The sequence below is a fragment of the Nostoc sp. genome (genome assembly GCF_036919895.1).
GTDB lineage: Bacteria > Cyanobacteriota > Cyanobacteriia > Cyanobacteriales > Nostocaceae > Nostoc.
Map to the genome: position 1 here is coordinate 37,296 of NZ_JBALBW010000027.1, position 21,158 is coordinate 58,453.

The following is a 21,158-nucleotide window of genomic DNA, read 5'->3' on the forward strand; positions in this document are numbered from 1 at the left end:
GGAATGGGGAATGGGGAACAGGCACAAAAACGAGTTATAGTGCCTTTGGATGTGGCGGATGAAGAAAGTGCGATCGCTCTTATAGATCAACTTCCACAAGTCGGTTTTTGGAAAGTCGGCTTAGAGTTGTTTACTAGCACTGGCCCAAAAATTCTGGAAGTTTTGAAATCTAAGGAAAAGCGCATCTTCCTAGATTTAAAGTTTCACGATATCCCTAACACTGTGGCTGGTGCTTGTCGTAGTGCGGCTCGTTACGGGGTAGATTTATTGACAATTCATTCTACATCTGGTATGGAAGCCTTGAAAGCTGCAATAGAAGCGGCACAAGAAGGGGCTGCCCAAGCAGGTGTAAAACCGCCTAAGTTAATTGCTATTACCTTGTTAACGAGCATTTCTGCTAGACAGTTGGCGTTTGATTTAAAGATTCCTCTAGAGTTACCAGAATACGCGCTAGAAATGGCATTGCTGGCTCAAGAGGCGGGATTGGATGGGGCAGTTTGTTCGCCCCAAGAGGTGGCACAGTTACGAGAAAGTTGTGGAGATGACTTTTTGCTAGTTTGTCCCGGCGTTAGACCAAGTTGGGCTGATATTGGCGATCAAAAGCGATCGCTTACCCCAGCCCAAGCAATGATTGCTGGCGCAGATTATCTAGTGATTGGCCGTCCCATCACTGCTGCTACTGAGCCGGAGTTAGCCTGGAAAAGGATTGCTGAGGAGTTAACCACAGTGGCATGAAGCTAAAAGTCAATGATAAACTGGAGGATAGGGTGCAGGGTTTAAGGCAGAAAAATCTTGCCTTTTCGCTCAAGAAGAAAAACTATAGTTGGCTTTTAGCTTGTGGCTTTTGGGTTTTCGGATCGAATATCCTTGCTTATCCAGCGTTCTCGACAAACCCCACCCCTAACCCCTCGGCGCTAGCAGAAAGGGAAAAAGTCAACGACGGGGCGAACTCTTTGTGTTCTGAGCAAAATTTAGAAACATTAAGTATACAGCTACTCGCAGATTTACCTAGTTATACCAATCGTGCTACTCAACGCGCCCGTCGCCTCAGCAGAAGCAGCGATATTTACAGTTATGTGATAGTGGCAGGAAAACCTGAGTTTGCTCCTCTGCCCCTTAATCTTGAAGAATATGGTGCAGATGCGTCTAAAAACTCTGCATCAGGAATTGAGCAAGTTTTCTTTACTACTTTGGAACGGCAGTACATAGGAAGAAAAGCGTTAGAATTGCAAGAATTCCACTGGCTGTTGTTGACTAAAACTACAACTGGTTGGAGTTTAGTGATGATGTTTTCTCAAACTAGCTCCAATTCAGCACAGCAGCCATTATCGCCTCCACGGGATAGTAGTAACGGCACTGTTGCCCAAGGGGTTAAAACTTGGTTACGCGATTGTCAAGCTGGAAGTGTCCGGCAGATGCGTGCTGTGAATGGGGGACGATATCCTGGACAGAACTGAAGTTATGGACTGATAGCGAAAGTCTACTAAGCGGGGACTAAATTAGACCTGTCCGAAATATTAACTTGGTGTCAAAAGAATGGTAGAACGGAATTTTGACCGTCTACCAAACCAATTCCCAATCCCCATTTACCGCGTAACTCGCCGCATATAATTTCCCCATAACTGAGCGGCTTGGGCGCTGCTACCAGAGGTGGGGGAATTATTGTCGTTTCCCAACCAAACACCAGTTACAAGCCGCCGACTAGGAATAAAACCGATGAACCATAGGTCAACGTTTTTATCAGTCGTGCCTGTTTTTCCAGCTTCCCCCAGTCCCAGAGCCGCACTACGACCAGTACCTCTTGTAATGACACCACGCATCAAACTAGTCATCTCATCGGCTACACCATTCGTCAGGACTCGTTTGTTGGCATCTGGATCTTGATCGAAAGAGTAGATTACACGGCAGGTTTTGATATCATTGCGATCGCGGCAATCACCACTGTCTAAAATTCGGTTAATCGCATGGGGAGGATTCCACACTCCCCGATTGCTAATAGCGCCAAAAGCACCAGTCATTTCCAAAACATTGACCACACTTTGACCCAGTACTAAGCCAGGAACCGGATCTAGGTTTGACTTTATTCCCAAATTCTGCGCCATTGCCACCACTTTATTCAGCCCGATTTCTCTGGCAACTCGTAGGGCGATGGGATTTTCTGAAAGAGCAAGCCCGGTAGCAATATCTAAACTAGTGTCAGCACCAGCACGACAGGGTTTATAAGTAAAGCCTTGCCAAGTTAAAGGGGCGCAAGAATAACTTTTTGATTCGGAAATTCCTTGTTGAATAGCAGCAGTATAAGTAAAGATTTTGAAGGTGGAACCTGGTTGTCTTTTGGCTTGAACGGCACGATTGAACTGACTTTTTTTGTAATCAGTTCCGCCTACCATTGCCAAGATGCTACCTGTACTGGAGTCAAGAGTTACCAAAGCCCCTTGAGAAAAATTAAAACTTCCACCAGCGTTGTTGACTGAATTCCGCAACGCTGATTCTGCTTGGCTCTGTACAGATGGATCGAGCTGGGTTTCAATGATATAATTCCCTTCGTTTGCCGCTCCTTGTCCTAAGATCGATTCCAGTTCAGAAAACACATAACTGTAAAAATAAGGAGCGATCGTCTTAGATTGCTGTTCGCAAACTTTAGGACTAACTTGGACGGTAGAGCGTCTAGCTCGATTTGCATCTTCAGGTTTAATTTTGCCCATCTCCAGTAACCGCTTAATTACGCGATTCCGGTATTCAGCTGCTTCTAGCTTATTCGGCCCATCCCCGCAAAAATCAAATGCATTGGGAGCAGGTAAAATTCCTACCAACGTTGCTGCTTCTGCCAAAGTTAATTCTTTAGCTGGCTTCTCAAAGTAATACCGGGCTGCATCTTCAAAGCCAGAGGTATCTCCCCCCAAAAAAACCCGATTTAAGTACATCAGCAAAATATCATCTTTGCTGTAAAACGTTTCGAGCTTCAGGGCGACAACTGCCTCTCGCAATTTGCGTCCAAGGGTATCCTGTCTGCCTACATATTCCCGGAACAAACTGCGAGCAACTTGCTGTGTAACAGTGCTGGCTCCTTGTTGCACATCTCCGCTACGGCTATTGATCAATACGGCTCGTAAAATCCCCAGAGGGTCAACCCCAAAGTGCCAGTAATAACGACTATCTTCTGAAGCTACTACAGCAGATGCCAAATAAGGGCCAAATTCCTCTAAACGCTTCATATCTACATGAGAGGTTGTTCGAGGCTCTCTGAGCGGGGTGGCTCCATCACGAGCGTAAACAACTACTGGGGCGCGTGTAGCTGTAGGTAAGGGTCTAACGGGAAATTTCAGCCATTCTACGCCAATCACTAAAGCTAACAGAGCGCTGACACCTCCCACACCATAAGCTGTAACACTTGCAGCTTTGACATACCAGGCTGGTGGATCGACGTATTGCAAGCGCACAGAAGCGGCGAGTTCTGGGGGACCCAGGGTGAGAATATCACCGTGACGCAGTTCCAGGGAATTAACACGACGCTTGCCACGATAAATGCCATTGGTGGAGTTTTCGTCTTTGATGACGAAAACTGGTGTGCGCTGAGTAGAATTCCGCGATAGCGACAGATGAATTTGGCTGACAACAGGGTTACGGACGACAATATCGCTGGATTTGGAGCTACGACCGAGAATATAGCGATCGCCCAACAGTGGATAGACCTCTGCTTTATCCGCCCCCGCATCCTGCACCCAGAGTTCTGGTACTTTGGCATTAGGCTTGAGCGCCAGTTTGGAAAAATCAACCCTAGCTTGGATAGTATGGACTGCTTGAGTCAGTTGACCAATTAACGTTTGTGGCTTTTGAGGGGGTTGGGGAAAACTCATCGGCTATTCACATCACACTTTTTAGTGAAGAATCGGGCGAATTACAATTTAGATGTTAGTCTTTCATCATTTTACTCATAAGCCAAAGCATAAATTAGCTATACGGAATTTTTTGCTCTAATTTATACTTAATCTAACTTTGCTATCAAAGTTAGATTGTTATTTTCGTCACCTGGTTTACAATGGCATAAATTTCTTGTCTATTCTCAAGAGCATGTCTTGTATACACTTATTCGTTCAGTAACTACAAACAGAATTTGTACCAATGTATTTCTAAACACTAATTATCAAGAAGCAACAAATTTAATTTTTAAAAATTTTACATATTCACAGATCCAAAATATCTTCATTTAGGAAGATTTTCTAAATCTTATTGTCTGTTTTAATGGGCCGAGTGTTCCGTTGAGGTTAATTTCAGAATGATGGGAAAATCTCTGACCCTGATTGGTACAGCTTTATCTTTGGCTCTCACCACTAATATTGCTGTAGCCGAATCCAGTAAATCCCCCATAGCCCAATCCAGTAGCGAATCTACTAGTGCACCAACGGAAATCAAGATGTCGCCAGAAGGTATGAAAATTCTGTGCGAGTATTTCCCACTTAACTCTCGCTGTCCCGGCGGTACAGCAGCCAACCCCAGCGCTCCTAGTAGCACTACAGTACCAGCAGAAACCACACCTAGTAACAGCACAACTCCCGAAAGCACTCCAGCACCAGGAAGCATGACACCACCTGGATCTGGCAGCCCCGAAAGCACCCCAGCACCAGGAAGCATGACACCACCTGAACCTGGCGCTCCTAGCAACTTAACTCCAGCACCAGGAAGCGTTACCCCACCCGAACCTGGCGCTCCTAGCAACTTAACTCCAGCACCAGGAAGCATGACACCACCTGAACCTGGCGCTCCTAGCAACTTAACTCCAGCACCAGGAAGCATGACACCACCTGAACCTGGCACTCCTAGCAACTTAACTCCAGCACCAGGAAGCATGACAGCACCCGAATCTGGCACACCTGGCAGCACTACCGCACCAGGTGTAAACTCTCCCAGTACTCCAGGCTCTAGTACTCCTGCCACAGGTAATTAAATTAAAAGCTGGGGCATAATCTGAATACTAATTTGCCATCAGCGATCGCCGGTGCATCTTGGTTTTCTGCACCAGTTATATAAAACTGGTGTAGGATACAAATGAAATAAAAATATTTGGAACCTTATAGATAAAGTCTTCGCATATAAGACTAAGCAAGGGTTTCATTAATCAATAGCCTGGGATGATTCATCCCAGGCTTAATAGTTTAGAAAGGCTTGAGGCAGAGGGCATTTTTAGCCGGAGGAATACTACCCTCTACCTCTTACCTGATTCACTGCGACCTACCAGTTGAAGTCGGTGTTTTTTCCAAGGAAGCAATTAATAGGCAAACAATACCGATACTAATAAATGAATCTGCCACATTAAATACAGCAAAGTTAATCAGGCGAAAATCAAGAAAATCAACAACATATCCTAATACAAAGCGATCGATACCGTTGCCCATAGCTCCACCTAAAATCAAGCCATAGCCCAACTGATCCCACAGATTTAACGTTGGGCCAAACAAGGCAAAAGCTATCAATACTAAACTGACTCCTAAAGATAGCCAGCGCAACCACTCGACTTTTCCACTTAATAGACTAAAAGCGGCACCAGTGTTAGTTACATAGGTGAAGTGAAATATCCCAGGTAAGAGTGGTAGTGTCTGCCCCAAACTAAAGGTTTGTACCACCCAGTATTTTGTTATTTGGTCTAAGAAAAAAGCTATGAAGGCAGCAATCCAGAAAAGGCGATTTTTTAAACGCATGAAACTAGGGGCTAAGGACTAAGGACTAGGGACTAGGGACTAGGTAGAAGAATTTTAAACTTTAAATAAATTTCTAGCCCCTAGCCTCTAGCTCCTTCATAACTAATAAAACATTAAGTGACGCAATATATATGCTATTACAGTAACGGCACAGACCACACTTAATTGCCCTGGTAGTGCAAACCAAGAGTATCTAAGGATTGCTTGCATCAAAGGTAGATTTTCTGTGCCTTTCCACTGAAAAATATAGCTAATAATCAAATAAGTGATACCGCATAGATGCAGAGTTAACAAGCCACAGATGCAACTAAAAGCGAGAGTTTCTAGTCGAGGTCTGGCTTTAAAGGCAAACAAGCCACAAATCCAAGCTCCAGGAATAAAGCCTAGTAGATAGCCAAACTGAGACAGCTTAACATAACCAATACCTCCGCCATCGGCAAATACAGGTAATAAGGTTAGTCCCATCACTAAATAGGCTATTTGCGAGAGCGCACCGGCATTTTTGCCCCCTAAACAACCCACCAAAAGGACTGCGCCAATTTGAAAAGTGACACCTAAAGAAAAAGTCTGAATTCCGTGCTTACTCCAATTCCAAGGAAAGGTGATGCCATAGGCTTCTAGGAAGGTGCCACCCATTGTCAGGAGTAAGCCAATCATAGACCATAGTAATTGATTGGAAGCAGCAAACATTTATCAGGCAACCAGGGAAAGGCAAAAGGGAAAACCAACAGCAACTAGTATGTTCATTAGTATTGAAATGAAATTTGTGCTGACACCTCTAAGAATTAGCATATTTTTTTTTGCCTTTTTGGTATGTAACTTTTCAGTTCTGCAAATTATCGCTTAGGTGTCTATAGCTGTAATTTTATTGACTGAAGCGTAGTCTGATTCTGGTATTTGACCTAATACGCAGTAAAGTTAGCAAAATTTAGTATTTAAACTAAGTTTTCGACTCAGTGCCAACTTATGCTACAAAATGTTAAAGATAGTTCCTTAATTCACGATTTTTTAGCGATCGCCCTGCCTATTCTCCATAAAATAGGCAATTGACGGTTTTCTTCTACTTTCTCTAAATGTTAGATTGTTTAGTTATGACTTTTATCCTACTTAGACCTCTAAGCAGCAAGAAATTTTATCAGTTCTCAAATTTATTTTAAGTTTTACATATTACCACAATTTGTCATTTTTTATCACTGGACTAACAAAGATACACTAAACTAATCAAGTTTAGTAAATATATGTAACCAACTTACTGTGGTACTATTTGTAACGTCTGACTAGTAATAGAAGTATAAATTTTATTAAGTAAAAGTAGAAAAGAGTGTTTGTTCTTCATCAAAAAAAAACAAGCTTATTTTACTTTGTTAACCTATCCTTTACCTTAACCTTCATCCTTTAGGGGTATCCTTAGAGGCGCTCACCTGAAAAGTTACCCAAACTATTGATAGCGATGCCCTCACCTCTTAGTGTAATAAAAATTCATCGCCTCACAGCTTCAGTTTCAGTGTTAGCACTGACAATCAGTTTAGCTGCATGTGGCGGACAGCAAAACCCAGATAGTACAGCCACCAAGGATACACCTTCTGGCACTGCTACGGATACCACTGCTTCCAGCACAACTAAATTAGATTTGGGTGGAAATCTCAAGTTAAGTGGGGCTGGTGCGTCTTTTCCAGCGCCACTATATGATACATGGTTTACCGATCTAAACAAAAAATATCCAAATCTGCAAGTTGACTATGCCTCAGTTGGTAGCGGTGCTGGAGTTGAGCAATTTATCAAAGGCACTGTAGACTTTGGTGCCAGCGATGTTGCCATGAAGGATGAAGAAATCCAGAAAGTTCCAGCGGATAAAGGCGTTATCTTACTACCTGTAACTGCTGGTAGCATCGTCCTAGCTTACAACTTGCCAGATGTTACAGAACTTAAACTACCACGAGCAGTTTACGCTGATATTCTACTAGGCAAAATAACCTCTTGGGATGATCCCCAAATTGCCAAAGCTAACCCAGGTGCAAAGCTTACTAAAGAGGCAATCACAGTTGTTCATCGTTCGGATGGTAGCGGAACAACAGGTGTGTTTACAAAACACCTCAGCGCTATTAGCCCAGAGTGGAAGACTAAAGTTGGTGAAGGCAAAACTGTCAACTGGCCTGTAGGAATTGGTGCTAAGGGTAATGAGGGTGTTACTGCCCAAATCCAACAAACACAAGGTTCTATTGGTTATGTCGAGTACGGCTATGCCAAACAAAATAGTCTCAAGTTTGCTGCTTTGGAAAACAAAGGGGGTAAATTTATTGTACCTAGTGAGGAATCGGCCTCTAAAACTCTAGCATCAGTAACTCTACCGCCCGATCTCCGCGTCTTTATTTCCGATCCAGAAGGGGCTGATTCCTATCCCATCGTCACTTACACCTGGATTTTGGCTTACAAAAAATATCCCGATGCAGCAAAAGCCAAGGCAATTGAAGCTGCTATTGAATATGCCTTAACTGAGGGTCAAAAGGATGCTACGAAATTAGGATATGTTCCTCTACCCCAAAACGTCATTACAAAAGTAGCTGCTGCTGCCGATCAAATTAGTCCAGAGTACAAAATCTCTGTTGGTGGTAGTGGTAGTAGTGCTAGCAAGTAGCCACAGTTAAGACATAAGGCATTCCTAAACAACAATTTTTAGGCTGCTTAGTTGACTAGTTTGAAAAGACGATGAGGCAACAATTTTGTTGAGATGGTTGCCTCCCATATCCTCCTCTGATTTAATTGTGAAAGTCGGTAGTCATGACTACAAATTCTCAAAGTCTTTCATCAGCGACAAAAAATCGCTCTGATGTCGAAAAGTCCCTAGATCGGGGTTTTATCTGGGTAACTAAAATTTTTGCCTTTGGGGTTGCTGCAACTTTACTATGGATCGGCTCACAGGTTGCGATCGCTTCTTGGCCTGCTATCCAAAAGTTTGGTGTTAGCTTTTTAGCCAACACCACTTGGAACCCAGTAAATGATACTTACGGGGTGCTACCTCAAATTTATGGAACTCTCTTGAGTTCTTTTATCGGTCTACTGATAGCTGTACCGATTGGAGTTGGTACGGCTATAATCCTCAGCGAGGATTTTTTACCTGCGAAAGTGAAGTTGGTATTGGTTTTTGCGGTAGAACTACTCGCAGCTATTCCCAGCGTTGTCTACGGCGTGTGGGGTATTTTCGTTTTAGTGCCGATCATAACTAACTTGGGAAAATGGCTCAATAGTTATTTTGGCTGGATACCATTTTTTAGCACCCCCCCTACAGGGCCAGGAATGTTGCCGGCAGGAGTCATATTAGCAATTATGACTTTGCCCATTATCACAGCCCTATCACGCGATGCCTTGATTTCTATACCACCCAGTTTGCGCCAAGCCTCCGTAGGATTAGGAGCAACTCGTTGGGAAACGATTTTGCAAATTCTGATTCCAGCCGCCTTTTCGGGGATAGTTAGTGCTGTGATGTTGGCACTCGGTCGGGCAATGGGAGAAACAATGGCTGTAACAATGTTGATTGGTAATTCCAACAACATTAGTATCTCACTGTTAGCACCAGGCAATACGATTTCTTCGCTACTGGCAAATCAATTTTCAGAAGCTAGTGGTTTGCAAGTTTCGGCTTTAATGTACGCTGCTTTAGTTCTATTCTTCTTAACCCTGATAGTGAATATCATGGCCGAGTTTATCGTTCTGAGAGTCAAGCGAATATAGCTTAGTTTTGGGTTGAATTATGACTTCTAGTTTTCCAGAGCGGAGTCTAACTCGCGCTCCCATGTCTCAAAGGACACTGTTTAATACTGTAATGACTGTAGTTGCATTTATCTGTGGAGTATTGGCACTTGTGCCTTTGCTAGCAGTGCTTTCTTACGTCATTATTCAAGGTTTTAGTAGTTTGAGTCCTACTATCTTTTTTGAACTGCCACCCAAAGCTTTACAGCAAGGAGGAGGCTTTGGTAATGCAATCTTGGGTACACTATTAATGGTAGGAATTGCTGCGGTAATTAGTATCCCATTTGGTGTTTTGGCGGCGATTTACATTACAGAGTTTAGCTCGGCGAATGTAGCGAGATCGGTACGTTTTGCAGCTAACGTCCTGAGTGGAGTCCCCTCAATTATTGCTGGGGTATTTGCTTATGGGGTTGTAGTTTTAACACTGGTAAAGTTAAACTTAGGATCGTATTCCGCTCTTGGTGGAGGGTTTGCACTGGCAATTTTGATGTTGCCAATTATTGTCCGAACCACTGATGAAGCCTTGCAGTTAGTATCGCAAGATTTGCGACAAGCATCTGTAGGGTTAGGAGCAACCAACTTTCAAACAGTAAGTCAAGTAGTTTTGCCAGCAGCTTTACCTGCAATTGTAACTGGGGCAACGCTAGCGATCGCCAGAGCATCTGGAGAAACCGCACCTTTACTATTTACCGCCCTGTTTTCTAATTTTTGGCCTGGTAGCTTATTTGAACCCACAGCTTCTCTTGCTGTACTGGTTTACAAATATGCTATTTCTCCGTTTAAAAATTGGCAATCACTAGCTTGGGCAGCATCTTTGATTTTAGTCTTGATGGTTCTAATCACAAGTATCATCGCTCGCTGGGCAACTCGTCAGAAAGCTTAGTGAAATAGCATCTACATAGCGGATTTGTATCGCTAAAACTAATACTGCACTTAATTATATGGCTACCAATGTTAGCACAGTCAACGGTACTGAAACCGTTTTACGCACCGAAAATCTCAACGTTTACTACGGCAAATTTTTAGCCTTGCAGAATATCTGGCTAGACATACCAAAAAATCAGGTGACAGCCTTTATCGGCCCTTCTGGTTGTGGTAAAAGTACGTTGTTGCGATGCTATAACCGCCTCAATGACCTGATTGAGTCATTTCGGGCAGAAGGTAAAATACTTTTTTACGATAAAAACTTGTATGCATCCGACATCGATCCTGTAGAGGTGCGTCGTCGGATTGGGATGGTGTTTCAAAGACCAAACCCGTTTCCCAAATCCATTTATGACAATATTGCTTTTGGAGCCAAAATCAACGGCTACAAAGGTAATATGGATGAATTAGTTGAACGGAGTTTACGACAAGCGGCTTTGTGGGACGAAGTAAAAGATAAACTGCGACAAAGTGGTTCATCTTTATCTGGTGGACAACAACAGAGGTTATGTATTGCTCGTGCGATCGCAGTGCAACCTGAAATTATCTTAATGGATGAACCTTGCTCCGCTCTCGACCCTATTTCCACCTTGCGGGTTGAAGAACTAATTCACCAACTTAAAGAGCAATATACCATCGTTATCGTTACCCATAATATGCAGCAAGCAGCGCGGGTTTCTGATAAAACAGCCTTTTTTAATGTTAAAACTACAGAGGCAGGAGGTCGTAACGGCTACATGGTAGAGTACGACGCAACAGAACTAATTTTCAACAATCCTCAGCAGCAAGATACCAAAGATTACGTTAGCGGCAGATTTGGATAAGTAGATAAATATTACACACTCTTGATGTTATAGCTATGAGGGATACTCGGAAGTTAAAGCTGTGCGATATTCCTCTAGTTTTTTATTTGTTTGCTAAGATTAGCGACACCGAATAGCCCGTCGCAGGCATCGCTTGATTGATTATGGCTGTTTCTTGATCGAGAAAAACAATAATAAGGCGGTTTAACATAACACTTGCGTTAAGTGGGTGGTTTACCACACCCAATCCAAAAATCTAAAGCAAAGTAGTAGGTGTATTGACACCGTGCTTCACTTTTGGACTTCAGACTTTTTTAAAGCGGGTGGCGGGAATCGAACCCGCATTAATAGCTTGGAAGGCTATAGTTTTACCACTAAACTACACCCGCATTTTCCAACTTACTAAGTATAACATAGCTTTTAGAAAAATTCAACCATTTAGTTAGAATTAGCCGGCTGGATTTTGATTCGTACATACAAACTGCTCAAATCTGGTTTTGTGCCATCGTTGTTATGAGCAGCAAGAAAGTTTTCTGTTTTGAAGACATCATAGAGAACTCGTTCGTATGTGCTTTTTTCACTTTGTAGTGTTGCCGGTTCTATCTCTAGAACTACAGCCTGTTGAAACTTGCCATTGCGATCGATTATTAAACTAACAAGCATCTGTGCAGGCTTCACTTCAGAATCGCCTGGGAGAAAACTTGAGTCTAATTGTTTTGGGTTGCTTCCCGTGTATGAAGCGATAACATCGGGTAGACCATCTAGAGCATCTTGTCGAAATCCTTTTGTTTGTATAAAGTTAATTATTTCATCTCTACGTAAAGGAGCTACTATTGCTATCGATGCTCCCCCAGTCGGAGTTGGTGGAGTTTCCCTAGTCGAAGGTGATGGAGTTTCCCTAGTCGAAGGTGGTGGAGTTTCCCTAGTTGAAGTTGGTGAAGTTTCTCTAGTTGAAGTTGGTGGAGTTTCCCCACCCGGAGTTGGTGGAGTTGATGGAATACCTGCTGGTAGTGCCGTTCCCTTTCCCAGTTTAATTTCTTGACGGCGGTTCCAAGGTAGATTACCGACTGGAACCGTAGGTGTTGGTGTTGGTGTAACTGTCGGTTTTGGTGTAGCGATCGCTTTCGGCGTAACTGTAGGTTTTGGTGTGGCGATCGCTTTCGGTGTAACTGTAGGTTTTGGTGTGGCGATCGCTTTCGGTGTAACTGTAGGTTTGGGTGTAGATGCAGGAATTCTCTGTTGTCTATTAGGTTGAGAGGCGTAAATTCGACTCTTTTGCTGGAGATTATCAGCAGAATTTATTGCCCCAAAATCTTCATTTCTGGGTGTAGTTCGTGATGTTTGTGGCGATCGCGCTGGTACAGACTTTTGAGTTGCGGATGCTGGCTTTGGTGAAACTCTTTTGGCTGTTGATTTTGTTTCAGGAGCAATGTCTATCAATTCAATGGGAACAGCTGATTGACTTTGCTGGGGAAACCACAGACTAAATCCATTAGATGAGCGTATTAGCCAGAACGCCAGCAAGTGCAGAGAGACTGAACCTATAACGACAGAAATCCACAAAGCTGGTGGATCGGTATGTCGCCTCCAGACTTTGGTTGAAATTGGAGTTTTATCTGCAACCGATGGTGTCATATTATACAAATTGGATATGATTAGGCACTCTTACTCATTGCTAATGCTTTAACGAGTCGCGGAAGTCCCCACCAACTCTTTGAGACGCTAACGGGAACAATCTACTCATAAAGTGGGGATTGTGAGCGGGGGATGAGAATTACATCTAGAATTTGTTTTTGCTTATGCAATAAACTTATTCTAGATGGATGACGAATCCCCAAGATTTTCTGGTAATATGTGTACTGTCTTGACCATCAATGCCACAAGCGAAAACCAAGCTAATAGGTACATGTCGCATCGCCTTTGGTGTCTCCCCTTGGAAGAAGAGAAAGATTTGGGTCTTGGGAACCATGACTCCCGCCCTTGGAGGGAATGTCAGACCAAAAAAACTACGGAGTAATTGATGGCTATTTCCAATGAATCGGGAAGCTAAGACTTCAGCCGTAGGCAATTCTGAGTAGTTCACAATACCAGTCTAAATTTTAGCGATTAACCATTACCTCTGGTGTAACAGCAAAGGTCAAGACTGTTTCATCCACTCCTTTAAGTTCTAGCGGACTACCTTTAGTAATTTCTTCTTCCTGCAAATAATCTGCTACGGCAGCAGAGACCAGAATTGTACCCGGAACAGCAGCAGCTTGCAACCTTGCAGCAATATTTACACTTGGGCCAATGGCAGTATAATCAGCCCGTTCAGCACCACCAAACATCCCCACAACAGCAGTACCTTGGTGGATACCGCACCGAAACTGGACGCTAGTCAGTCTGTCGCCATCGAATACACCTTGGTTTTGCCAGCGCTGATTCAAGTCAGCCAGGGAACGGTGCATTGCTCTTGCTGTATTAATGGCACGACGCACCTGTTCGTTGGGGGTTAGTTCTTCCGGCGCTCCATATAAAGCTAAAATAGCATCTCCCATAAATTTATCTACAGTGCCGCCATTACTAAAGACAACTTTGGTCATGGCTTCTAAATATTCATTTAGCAACTCTGCGACTCGCCGGGATCTAAGAGTATTTGATAGCTGTGTAAAACCCACAATGTCACTAAACAAAACTGTAATTAAGCGTGGTTCTGGACGCAAATCTAACGTTAAATCCCCGGTTGCGGCTTTTTGCACCAATACAGCTGGCAAAAAGCGTTTTAGCACCGATTCTGTTAGATAAGTATTTAACTCCACTATTCGTCGTTCATTTTCTTTCAATGCTAAAAGATTCCGAACTTCCGCTAAAAGTTCCCGATCGTTGAATGGTTTTGCTAAATAAGCATCCGCCCCATGTTCTGTACCTTCGATGCGGGTTTCATCGTCAACTTTTGCTGTCAACAGAATAATTGGTGTTCCTTTTAACTTCTCCTCTTTGCGGATCATTTGAATCATCTCAAGTCCGCTCACCAAGGGCATCATTAAGTCAGTCACAATCAAGCTGGGCATAATTTCCTTAGCTATATTGTGTCCTTCATAACCATTACGAGCCGTTTTTACCTGATAACCGTTACGGCGGAAAATCTCAGATACATAGGTTCGCAAATCCGGGTTGTCATCTACAACTAAAATTAAGTGTTGAGTCTTAAGTGCTGAGTCTTGAGGATCAATACTGGGGGAGGAATTGATTGTAATATCTTCAATATTGTCTGTTGTTGACTCTACCAGTTCTAAATCGGCCAATTCTACACTAGCGCGGCTCGTGTTCACTTCGGCAGGCGTTTCTACTACTTGTGGTGTCGGTAGATGAGCATTTCCAGTCACAAGCCATAAACTAAAGGTAGTGCCTTGACCGTAAACTGATTCCACAGTTACTTGACCACCATGTAATTCTACCAATTCTTTAACTAAAGCTAAACCCAAACCACTGCCTTCATAGGAACGGTTTGCTGAACCTTCAGCTTGGCGGAAGCGCTCAAATAGGTGGGGAATTTGTTCTTTGACAATGCCAATCCCCGTATCTTGTACTTGCAATATGCAACGATCGCGCTCAGATTTTAGTCTGACACTGATTGTCCCGCCTTCGGGAGTAAACTTCATGGCATTTGACAGCAGGTTGTAAACCACCTTGTCAAATTTTTCCATGTCCAAGTATACCGGAGAACATTCATCTAACTGGGTTATTAGATGTAGTTTCTTTTTCTCGCAGTAGGGACGAAAAGATTCCACAATTTGGCTGACAAATTCCGTCAAATCGCAGGGATGGAAGCTAGGCTGCATTCTTCCCGCATTCAGGCGTTGTAAATCCAGGAGTTGATTTACCAGTCGCAGCAGGCGGCGGGAGTTACGCAGAGCGATCGCACTTTGGGAGTAAGATAATCCTTCACCAGCCGCCACCGCCGACTCTAAAGGCCCTTGGATCAAGGTGATCGGTGTGCGAAACTCATGGGAAATATTCTGGAAAAATTCGGTTTTTTGTTTATCTAATTCTAGTAAGCGTTCAGCTTGCTGGCGAGTTTTTTCATACAAGTGTGACTGCTGCACAGCGATCGCAGCTTGAGCCGCTACCGCTTTCGCCAAATCGATATCAGATTGCAGCCATTGGCGTACTTTTTTACCTTCATGCAAGGTAATACTACCGATACATTTACCATCTGCCAATAATGGGACAAACATTAGCGATCGCGCTGGCATTTTTAACGGCAAATCAAAACCCTGCACATCTGAGGGGGAATGGCTTACATTCCCAATTACCACAGGTTCATGTGTCTGTAGCATTTGCTGGAGGATGGGATTCTCCTGTATAGATGCTTGAGAATAGGGTAATCTTGGAGTTGTTAAGTGATGATTGCTACTTGAGTTATTGTCTAGGGCTGGGGAACGTAAATTTTCCAAATGTTGAAAACTGTCATACAAAGCCACACACTCGACAAACTCATCTTCCTCTGTCCACAAAGACAGGACGCAGCCATCAACCTGTAAGGCTTGTCCTAGCTGTTGAGTGATCGCCGCAAAAATATCTTGAGGGTCTAGACTAGAACGAATTGCGCTAGTAATCGTATTAATTAAACTCTCTCGCTTCGCAAGGGCCCGGACTTGTTCGTAAGCATAAGCTTGAGACAAAGCTAAGGCTGCCTGATCCGCTACCATCAACACTAGCTGCACCTCATCCTCTCCCCAGAAACGGGGTAAAGAACACTGGTGCAGTGCCAGCACTGCCATAAGTTCTTGTTGGCAGATCAATGGCACAACTAAACTAGAACAAATGTTAGCAGCGACAAAAGCTTCCCCACGTTGGCGCAATTCGGGAGTATTACCGTGAATGCGCTCATCATCGGTTACATCGTGAATCACCTGAACTTCGCGGGTTTCCCACACAGTTTGAGCCAAAACAGTCACAGGCGTAGAGGGAGAGAGGGACACAGCAGAAGAATTATTTGCCTGCACCTCTGCTAATGTATGTTCCCCTGCTTCTTCAGAAAGAGTCTTCTGATAAATGAATCCTTTATCCGTCAACTGCTCATCTTGAAAGGGACGCAATAAGCACACATCCACCTCCAACATGTGGCCCACTGTATCTACAATTGCCTGCAAAATTTGGCGATAGTCTAAAGCACTGCGAATTGTGTTTGTGACGGTATTCAGCAGCGACTCTTGTCGGAGTGTGCGGGTAAGTTCGCGGGTGCGGGCTTTGAGGACATTGTGAGTATCCAAAGCTTGGCGTACTACTGCTTTAAGTTCCTCAGCTTCCCACGGTTTAGTGACATATTTAAAGACCTTACCAGCGTTGATTGCTTCCACCAAGTCTTCGACATCGGTGTAGCCAGTTAAAATAATTCGGATAATATCTGGATATTGAGTTGCTGTCAGGCTCAAAAATTCTGTACCGCTCATCATCGGCATTCGCTGATCGGAGATGATCACCGCGACTTCCCCCTCTTGAGCCAGTAGCTCGAGTGCCGCAGGGCCAGAGGTTGCCCTTAGCACCTTATAGTCGCGATAGAAGGTGCGGTAAAGCAAGTCAAGGTTGTCTGGCTCATCATCGACAACCAAAATTTTAGGCTTACTGTTTGCTTGGGATTTCATGCACCGCTTTCCTGCTGCAACGGCAGTCGGATAAAGAATAATCTGATCGGGGAAGGATTTTTCTTCCTCAGGTAAGAGCAGAGCATTTCGACCAATAAGGTTGTTTGGCTACATGACTGCTGAGTGTAGGAGCGTTTACTCACAGTAATTCGTCTCAATGGCTTATGCCCATTAACGTTTGCTTTGGTGCAGTGTAATTGCTTTCATAGTCAGTTTTAGGGTTATAGAGTCGATACTTGCTTGCCAAACCTTCTTTTACCTCCTGTGAGTAATGTCTGTAGATACAGCACTCATAGCTAGCTGAAAATTCCAGATTAAGCTGCATATTAAGTTTTCCCTCCACAGCCGTTGTACTAACACTTGCGGGTAAATTTTATTTATGGTAGTCATGGTACAGTCAGCGAGATTAAAACAATAAGATTTAAAGCCAAAGTATACTATTAGACAAATACCTCTTTCTAATTTAGCAATCAGAACTATCATTAAGACAAGTGGTATTGGTTAAAAAGTTAGGGATTATGAATCTTGCAGATTCTTCCCTGGTACAGTTTAAATGGTGTTTGAGGATATTTGAGAAAATTTTCGTTGAATAAAATCAATACTAAACTAGCCTTGAAATATCGGTTTTTTCATCCATACCAGGAACAGCCAATCGATCCAGCTTGCTGCCAATTTCAAGTTCGTACAGCTACACCTGCTGATTTGATCGATGTTTCCCAAATTATTGCTGAAAGCTTTCACTCCCAAAAGGGTCTGTGGGGATGGGCTTTTCCATTGTTACGTCTGGGTATTTACGAGGACTTAAGGCATAGGACGGCATCACCTCCACCTCGTCATGTTTGTTTAGTCGCCTTTGAAGGTACTAGTGGTGCGGCTAATAATTTAGTGGGAAGTGTGGAACTGGGTGTACGTTACAGTGATTCGTGGAATCAGGCTAGTATAGGTTTTCCTTATTTATCTAACTTAGCGGTTCACCCGAAATACCGTAGACATGGTGTGGCTTCAGGGTTATTGACTAGCTGTGAAAAAGTTTCGCGCGAGTGGGGATTTCAAGACTTATATCTTCACGTTTTGGAAAATAATCATCAGGCAAGGCAACTTTATTTCAAGGTGGGATATCGAGTACATAAAGTCGAATCGAATTTGAATAGGTTTTTACTAGGACGCTCAAGCCAGATGCTATTGCATAAACATCTGAGTGTTGATTCAACTATCTAAATTTGTGTAAATTTTAATATTTCAATTATTTGGGAGAAAATCTATCATCAATATCCATAATCAGGGCACAAACTGACCTAAGTCAAAAATCAGCCAAGATTAGCTAAATTGCTTGATATATATACCTGCTGATGCTTTTGAAAAGATATTTATTTGAGATTTTTCACGGATATTTTTGTTCTTCATATTAATAAACATATAACTTGAGAAAACTTCGCTTAATAATTTAAGTGTTACATTTTATCTTTTTTGACTTGTCATTAAACAACAATTATTTTAGAGTACTTTATAGAGGTAAATAAGCGAATTACAAGAGAACATATCGATATAATTACCCCGATCAAATTAGTGATCCCTCATAATAACTTTGTAATTAAGATATTCATCTTTATAAAAACTTTAATAAAACCCTCTCCGAATTTGGGGACAAATCTGGTTATATCTCATAAGATATGATTACTCAATTACTAAACAATGTGTATTTATTACTATCTTTAGTTAAATTGACTAAAAGACTCTTGATAATAAAAAAATTCAAAAACTTGATTTTACATAACAGCTAGTTCCGTTTTGAAGTGCATACTACTACTAAATTCATTGAAAGTTTAAAAAACATGGATAGCGAACAGCATCGACGCTATCAAACCTCTATGATATCAACCTATTACCCTGAAACTAGTTTCCTTGACTCTGTTGTTATGCTAGATGGAACTGAGCAATCGCAAGGCTCGGATATCCTTACACGTTTACACAGTGGAGAAGTTTTCGTCGTCAATAGTCGTAGACGAAATGGATTAATTCTCTTTAAACGCTATCATGCAGAGTTTGCTGGCCCTGGTGCTGCTGTGGGTGGGGATTATGATTGTGATTGCCAAAGGGTATTGCCCATAGGTAATCTGTCTTTATTAACTCCCGAATCTAATGAAGAACGCCAGAAGGCTTACTTGATTAGGCGACAGTGGATTCGATTGATCAAACAAATTACAGAAAACCCAGTGCCTGGGCAGCGAATTCAGAAAATTCTCGATCAGTTTGAGCAATACTTTCCACCAGAAATAGTGGCTCTTTTGCCGGATGTTGCTTTTGCTCTTTTGGTAGGTGTACTGCCACAAACAGTGGGAGTAGTCCGCCGTTTGGGCAGTGAGATGGACAGTCGATTTAATTATTGAGTGAATTACTAAAATTCCAAATTTGCTAAAACAGCTTGGACTCGATTAATCGTGCGGGCGTTTTCCTCAATTGTCCCGACAGTAATTCGCAATCCTCCGCTAATGTGTCGCACAAGAGTGCCGAGTGTTCTCAGTTTCTGGTGGAAAGTTTTTAGCGCAGCATCTTGTGAATTAAAAGCATTTGGTTTAAGGCGTAGGTAGATAAAGTTAGCAGCGCTTGCAGTAATTTGTAATTCTGGTTGCTGAGATAAAATTTCGATGAGTTTGGCTCGTTCGCTCAAGGTTTGGGGAATCGAGTCCAGCAACGTTGTGCGGTTTTGTAAAGCAAATAATGCTGCTGCTATAGAAAAGCTAGGAAGATTGTAAGGTAAGCGAACTTTTTCTAAGATGGCGATCGCTTCAGGATGAGCGACACAATAACCAATACGGAGAGATGCCAATCGGAAGGCTTTAGAAAAAGTACGTAATATTACCCAGTTTGGGCGCTGTGCTAATTCACCTACTAAGGTAGTTTGACTGAATTCAAAGTAAGCTTCATCAACTACTACCAAAATATGCTCGCTTAGACTTCTTAACCATGCCAACTCTGCCGCCGTTAAGCTATTTGCAGTCGGCGAATTTGGATGCACTACGAAAACTACGCGAATAGGGGGATTTTGAGTTTGTTCCATCGCAAACTGGGCGGCGCTTATGTCAATTTCAAAATTTGTTTCATTTCTACCCACCGCGATTACAGGAATACCCAAAGTTTTTGCCAAAATTCCGTACATGGAGAAAGTAGGATTGGCAACGAGAATTGAACCTTCTCCTCCAAGGCAAGTGGCGATTAATAAAGAGCGGATTAGTTCATCTGAACCATTTCCCACAGAAATATTGGCAGCAGTATTAGATAGCGAGAGTCCGGCTGATTCATTGACATACTCTGCGATCGCATCCTTAAGTGTTTCATGTCCACCATCAGGATAACGATTTGTTTCAATTACTTGCTGATATGTCCAGGCTAGCTTCTCTTTTAACTCAGGTGGTAAATCATAAGGGCTTTCATTTGTATCCAGGCGATCGAACTGTGTGGCGACAGAATCGGCTGTATCGCTACTGGGGTGAGGTTTATACGCGGTGAATTGGGCTAAATCTGACCGGATGAAGGGAAGCATAGTTTTAGTCATTAGTAACTAACAAAGGACAAATGACTCAGAATATGTGTTATGTGTGAGTTTAATATTTTACAGCTTTAAGGCAATTGGCAAAAGAGGTGAATTGCCTGCCAAATTTCTTCCATAACATTACCCAAGGCGTGATCGCTGTCAAGTTCGATTAACTGCACCCAAGGACGAGAACGCGCAAAGTCACGACTAGCTTCGACAGGAATGACTTCATCCTTTTTGCCGTGCAAAATTAGGGTGGGGATAGGACGTTGCAAAAGTTTTTTTTGGTATTGGGCAGCATCTATGACGAAATCGTAACTTAAAGGAATCGATCGCTCTTCCCCGTAGTGGTAGACCATGATATATTTTTCTTGCTGCCAACGCTGTACTTCTTCATCGCCTAACTTGGGCAACCAATGGGATAAAAAGCCAAAGGCTGGTGCTAGCAGCACAAGGCGTTCTACTTGTAAATATTCCTGTGCAAAGTGGGCGGCGGTCAAACCACCTAAACTTGAGCCAATCAGGGTTACTGGTGTAGAATCATGACTGAATTTTGCGGCAACTTGAGCGATCTGACGAGTGATTGTCAACTGCGAAAAATTGCCAGCATTCAGATCGGGAATTTTGAGTTTCTTTTGAATTTGGGTGAAGCGATCGCCTATATCCCGCGCTTTGGTAGAATTAGGACTGGAAGCAAAACCATGAAGATATATATATTGCAAAGCTGTAGATGGTTAGAAGTTAGGGCTAATAAGAATTTTAAGTTTTAAGTTATGAGTTTATTTCTTCAACTCATAACTCATAACTTTTAACTCCTAACTCTTTATTC

At 42.8% G+C, this 21,158-nt stretch carries 17 protein-coding genes and 1 tRNA gene; 8 read left to right on the forward strand and 10 right to left on the reverse strand.

Annotation, left to right across the window (positions count from 1 at the left end; all coding sequences use genetic code 11):
- The first annotated feature begins 3 nt into the window (after positions 1–3).
- On the forward strand, positions 4–735 hold the full coding sequence (pyrF, locus tag V7K55_RS04770; RefSeq protein ID WP_334828727.1) for an orotidine-5'-phosphate decarboxylase: 732 nt from the start codon (positions 4–6) through the stop codon (positions 733–735).
- Positions 732–1,457, forward strand: coding sequence for a hypothetical protein (locus V7K55_RS04775; protein WP_334828729.1), 726 nt, complete (start codon positions 732–734; stop codon positions 1,455–1,457). The genes pyrF and V7K55_RS04775 overlap by 4 nt, the downstream gene beginning before the upstream one ends.
- Before the next feature lie 129 nt (positions 1,458–1,586).
- Here the strand turns inward: V7K55_RS04775 and V7K55_RS04780 are convergent, their stop codons facing one another.
- The 4 genes from V7K55_RS04780 to V7K55_RS04795 form a co-directional block, all read right to left on the reverse strand.
- Entirely contained in the window at positions 1,587–3,857 is a 2,271-nt protein-coding gene (locus tag V7K55_RS04780; RefSeq protein WP_334828731.1) for a transglycosylase domain-containing protein, read from the reverse strand.
- A 382-nt stretch (positions 3,858–4,239) separates the two neighbouring features.
- Entirely contained in the window at positions 4,240–4,935 is a 696-nt protein-coding gene (locus V7K55_RS04785) for a hypothetical protein (protein ID WP_334828733.1), read from the reverse strand.
- A gap of 284 nt (positions 4,936–5,219) precedes the next feature.
- Entirely contained in the window at positions 5,220–5,696 is a 477-nt protein-coding gene (gene lspA / locus V7K55_RS04790) for a signal peptidase II (RefSeq protein ID WP_334828735.1), read from the reverse strand.
- A 102-nt stretch (positions 5,697–5,798) separates the two neighbouring features.
- Positions 5,799–6,386 (reverse strand): biotin transporter BioY, encoded by a 588-nt coding sequence (locus tag V7K55_RS04795; protein WP_094331530.1) that lies wholly within the window; start codon positions 6,384–6,386, stop codon positions 5,799–5,801.
- 760 nt (positions 6,387–7,146) lie between these two features.
- Between V7K55_RS04795 and pstS the strand changes: the two genes are divergently transcribed.
- The 4 genes from pstS (at position 7,147) to pstB (ending at position 11,191) form a co-directional block, all read left to right on the forward strand.
- Positions 7,147–8,331: a phosphate ABC transporter substrate-binding protein PstS gene (pstS, locus tag V7K55_RS04800; RefSeq protein ID WP_334828737.1), complete on the forward strand. Its 1,185-nt coding sequence runs from the start codon at positions 7,147–7,149 to the stop codon at positions 8,329–8,331.
- 143 nt (positions 8,332–8,474) lie between these two features.
- Positions 8,475–9,425, forward strand: coding sequence for a phosphate ABC transporter permease subunit PstC (gene pstC, locus V7K55_RS04805; RefSeq protein WP_334828739.1), 951 nt, complete (start codon positions 8,475–8,477; stop codon positions 9,423–9,425).
- Positions 9,426–9,444: 19 nt separating this feature from the next.
- Positions 9,445–10,326, forward strand: coding sequence for a phosphate ABC transporter permease PstA (gene pstA / locus V7K55_RS04810; RefSeq protein ID WP_334828741.1), 882 nt, complete (start codon positions 9,445–9,447; stop codon positions 10,324–10,326).
- A gap of 58 nt (positions 10,327–10,384) precedes the next feature.
- Positions 10,385–11,191, forward strand: coding sequence for a phosphate ABC transporter ATP-binding protein PstB (gene pstB, locus V7K55_RS04815; protein WP_334828743.1), 807 nt, complete (start codon positions 10,385–10,387; stop codon positions 11,189–11,191).
- Positions 11,192–11,488: 297 nt separating this feature from the next.
- On the opposite strand, the gene V7K55_RS04820 is transcribed toward pstB, so the two are convergent.
- From V7K55_RS04820 to V7K55_RS04835, 4 genes are all read right to left on the reverse strand, one after another.
- Positions 11,489–11,559: transfer RNA gene (locus V7K55_RS04820), tRNA-Gly, on the reverse strand.
- Positions 11,560–11,608: 49 nt separating this feature from the next.
- Positions 11,609–12,805 carry a hypothetical protein gene (locus V7K55_RS04825; protein ID WP_334828745.1) on the reverse strand — a complete coding sequence of 399 codons (1,197 nt, stop codon included), beginning with the start codon at positions 12,803–12,805 and terminating at the stop codon, positions 11,609–11,611.
- Between the two features lie 175 nt (positions 12,806–12,980).
- Complete coding sequence (locus tag V7K55_RS04830; protein ID WP_334828747.1) at positions 12,981–13,253, reverse strand: hypothetical protein; 273 nt, start codon at positions 13,251–13,253, stop codon at positions 12,981–12,983.
- 16 nt (positions 13,254–13,269) lie between these two features.
- Complete coding sequence (locus V7K55_RS04835; RefSeq protein WP_334828749.1) at positions 13,270–16,797, reverse strand: response regulator; 3,528 nt, start codon at positions 16,795–16,797, stop codon at positions 13,270–13,272.
- 585 nt (positions 16,798–17,382) lie between these two features.
- Between V7K55_RS04835 and V7K55_RS04840 the strand changes: the two genes are divergently transcribed.
- Complete coding sequence (locus V7K55_RS04840) at positions 17,383–18,015, forward strand: GNAT family N-acetyltransferase (RefSeq protein ID WP_334828751.1); 633 nt, start codon at positions 17,383–17,385, stop codon at positions 18,013–18,015.
- Between the two features lie 614 nt (positions 18,016–18,629).
- Entirely contained in the window at positions 18,630–19,184 is a 555-nt protein-coding gene (locus V7K55_RS04845) for a hypothetical protein (protein ID WP_334828753.1), read from the forward strand.
- Between the two features lie 8 nt (positions 19,185–19,192).
- Here V7K55_RS04845 and V7K55_RS04850 read toward each other — a convergent pair whose 3' ends face one another.
- Both V7K55_RS04850 and V7K55_RS04855 read right to left on the reverse strand, forming a co-directional pair.
- Entirely contained in the window at positions 19,193–20,338 is a 1,146-nt protein-coding gene (locus V7K55_RS04850) for a histidinol-phosphate transaminase (RefSeq protein ID WP_334828788.1), read from the reverse strand.
- 77 nt (positions 20,339–20,415) lie between these two features.
- The gene (locus V7K55_RS04855) at positions 20,416–21,051 is read right to left on the reverse strand and encodes a YqiA/YcfP family alpha/beta fold hydrolase (RefSeq protein WP_334828755.1); all 636 of its coding nucleotides are present in this window, start codon (positions 21,049–21,051) and stop codon (positions 20,416–20,418) included.
- Between the last annotated feature and the right edge of the window lie 107 nt (positions 21,052–21,158).

What these genes read in the sequence shown, in the direction of transcription:
- pyrF (WP_334828727.1), top strand. Translation starts at nt 4, where the DNA reads ATGGGGAATGGGGAACAGGCACAAAAACGAGTTATAGTGCCTTTGGAT.
- lspA (WP_334828735.1), bottom strand. Translation starts at nt 5,696, where the DNA reads ATGCGTTTAAAAAATCGCCTTTTCTGGATTGCTGCCTTCATAGCTTTT.
- pstS (WP_334828737.1), top strand. Translation starts at nt 7,147, where the DNA reads ATGCCCTCACCTCTTAGTGTAATAAAAATTCATCGCCTCACAGCTTCA.
- pstA (WP_334828741.1), top strand. Translation starts at nt 9,445, where the DNA reads ATGACTTCTAGTTTTCCAGAGCGGAGTCTAACTCGCGCTCCCATGTCT.
- pstC (WP_334828739.1), top strand. Translation starts at nt 8,475, where the DNA reads ATGACTACAAATTCTCAAAGTCTTTCATCAGCGACAAAAAATCGCTCT.
- V7K55_RS04835 (WP_334828749.1), bottom strand. Translation starts at nt 16,797, where the DNA reads ATGAAATCCCAAGCAAACAGTAAGCCTAAAATTTTGGTTGTCGATGAT.
- V7K55_RS04825 (WP_334828745.1), bottom strand. Translation starts at nt 12,805, where the DNA reads ATGACACCATCGGTTGCAGATAAAACTCCAATTTCAACCAAAGTCTGG.
- V7K55_RS04850 (WP_334828788.1), bottom strand. Translation starts at nt 20,338, where the DNA reads ATGCTTCCCTTCATCCGGTCAGATTTAGCCCAATTCACCGCGTATAAA.
- V7K55_RS04795 (WP_094331530.1), bottom strand. Translation starts at nt 6,386, where the DNA reads ATGTTTGCTGCTTCCAATCAATTACTATGGTCTATGATTGGCTTACTC.
- V7K55_RS04845 (WP_334828753.1), top strand. Translation starts at nt 18,630, where the DNA reads ATGGATAGCGAACAGCATCGACGCTATCAAACCTCTATGATATCAACC.
- V7K55_RS04775 (WP_334828729.1), top strand. Translation starts at nt 732, where the DNA reads ATGAAGCTAAAAGTCAATGATAAACTGGAGGATAGGGTGCAGGGTTTA.
- pstB (WP_334828743.1), top strand. Translation starts at nt 10,385, where the DNA reads ATGGCTACCAATGTTAGCACAGTCAACGGTACTGAAACCGTTTTACGC.
- V7K55_RS04780 (WP_334828731.1), bottom strand. Translation starts at nt 3,857, where the DNA reads ATGAGTTTTCCCCAACCCCCTCAAAAGCCACAAACGTTAATTGGTCAA.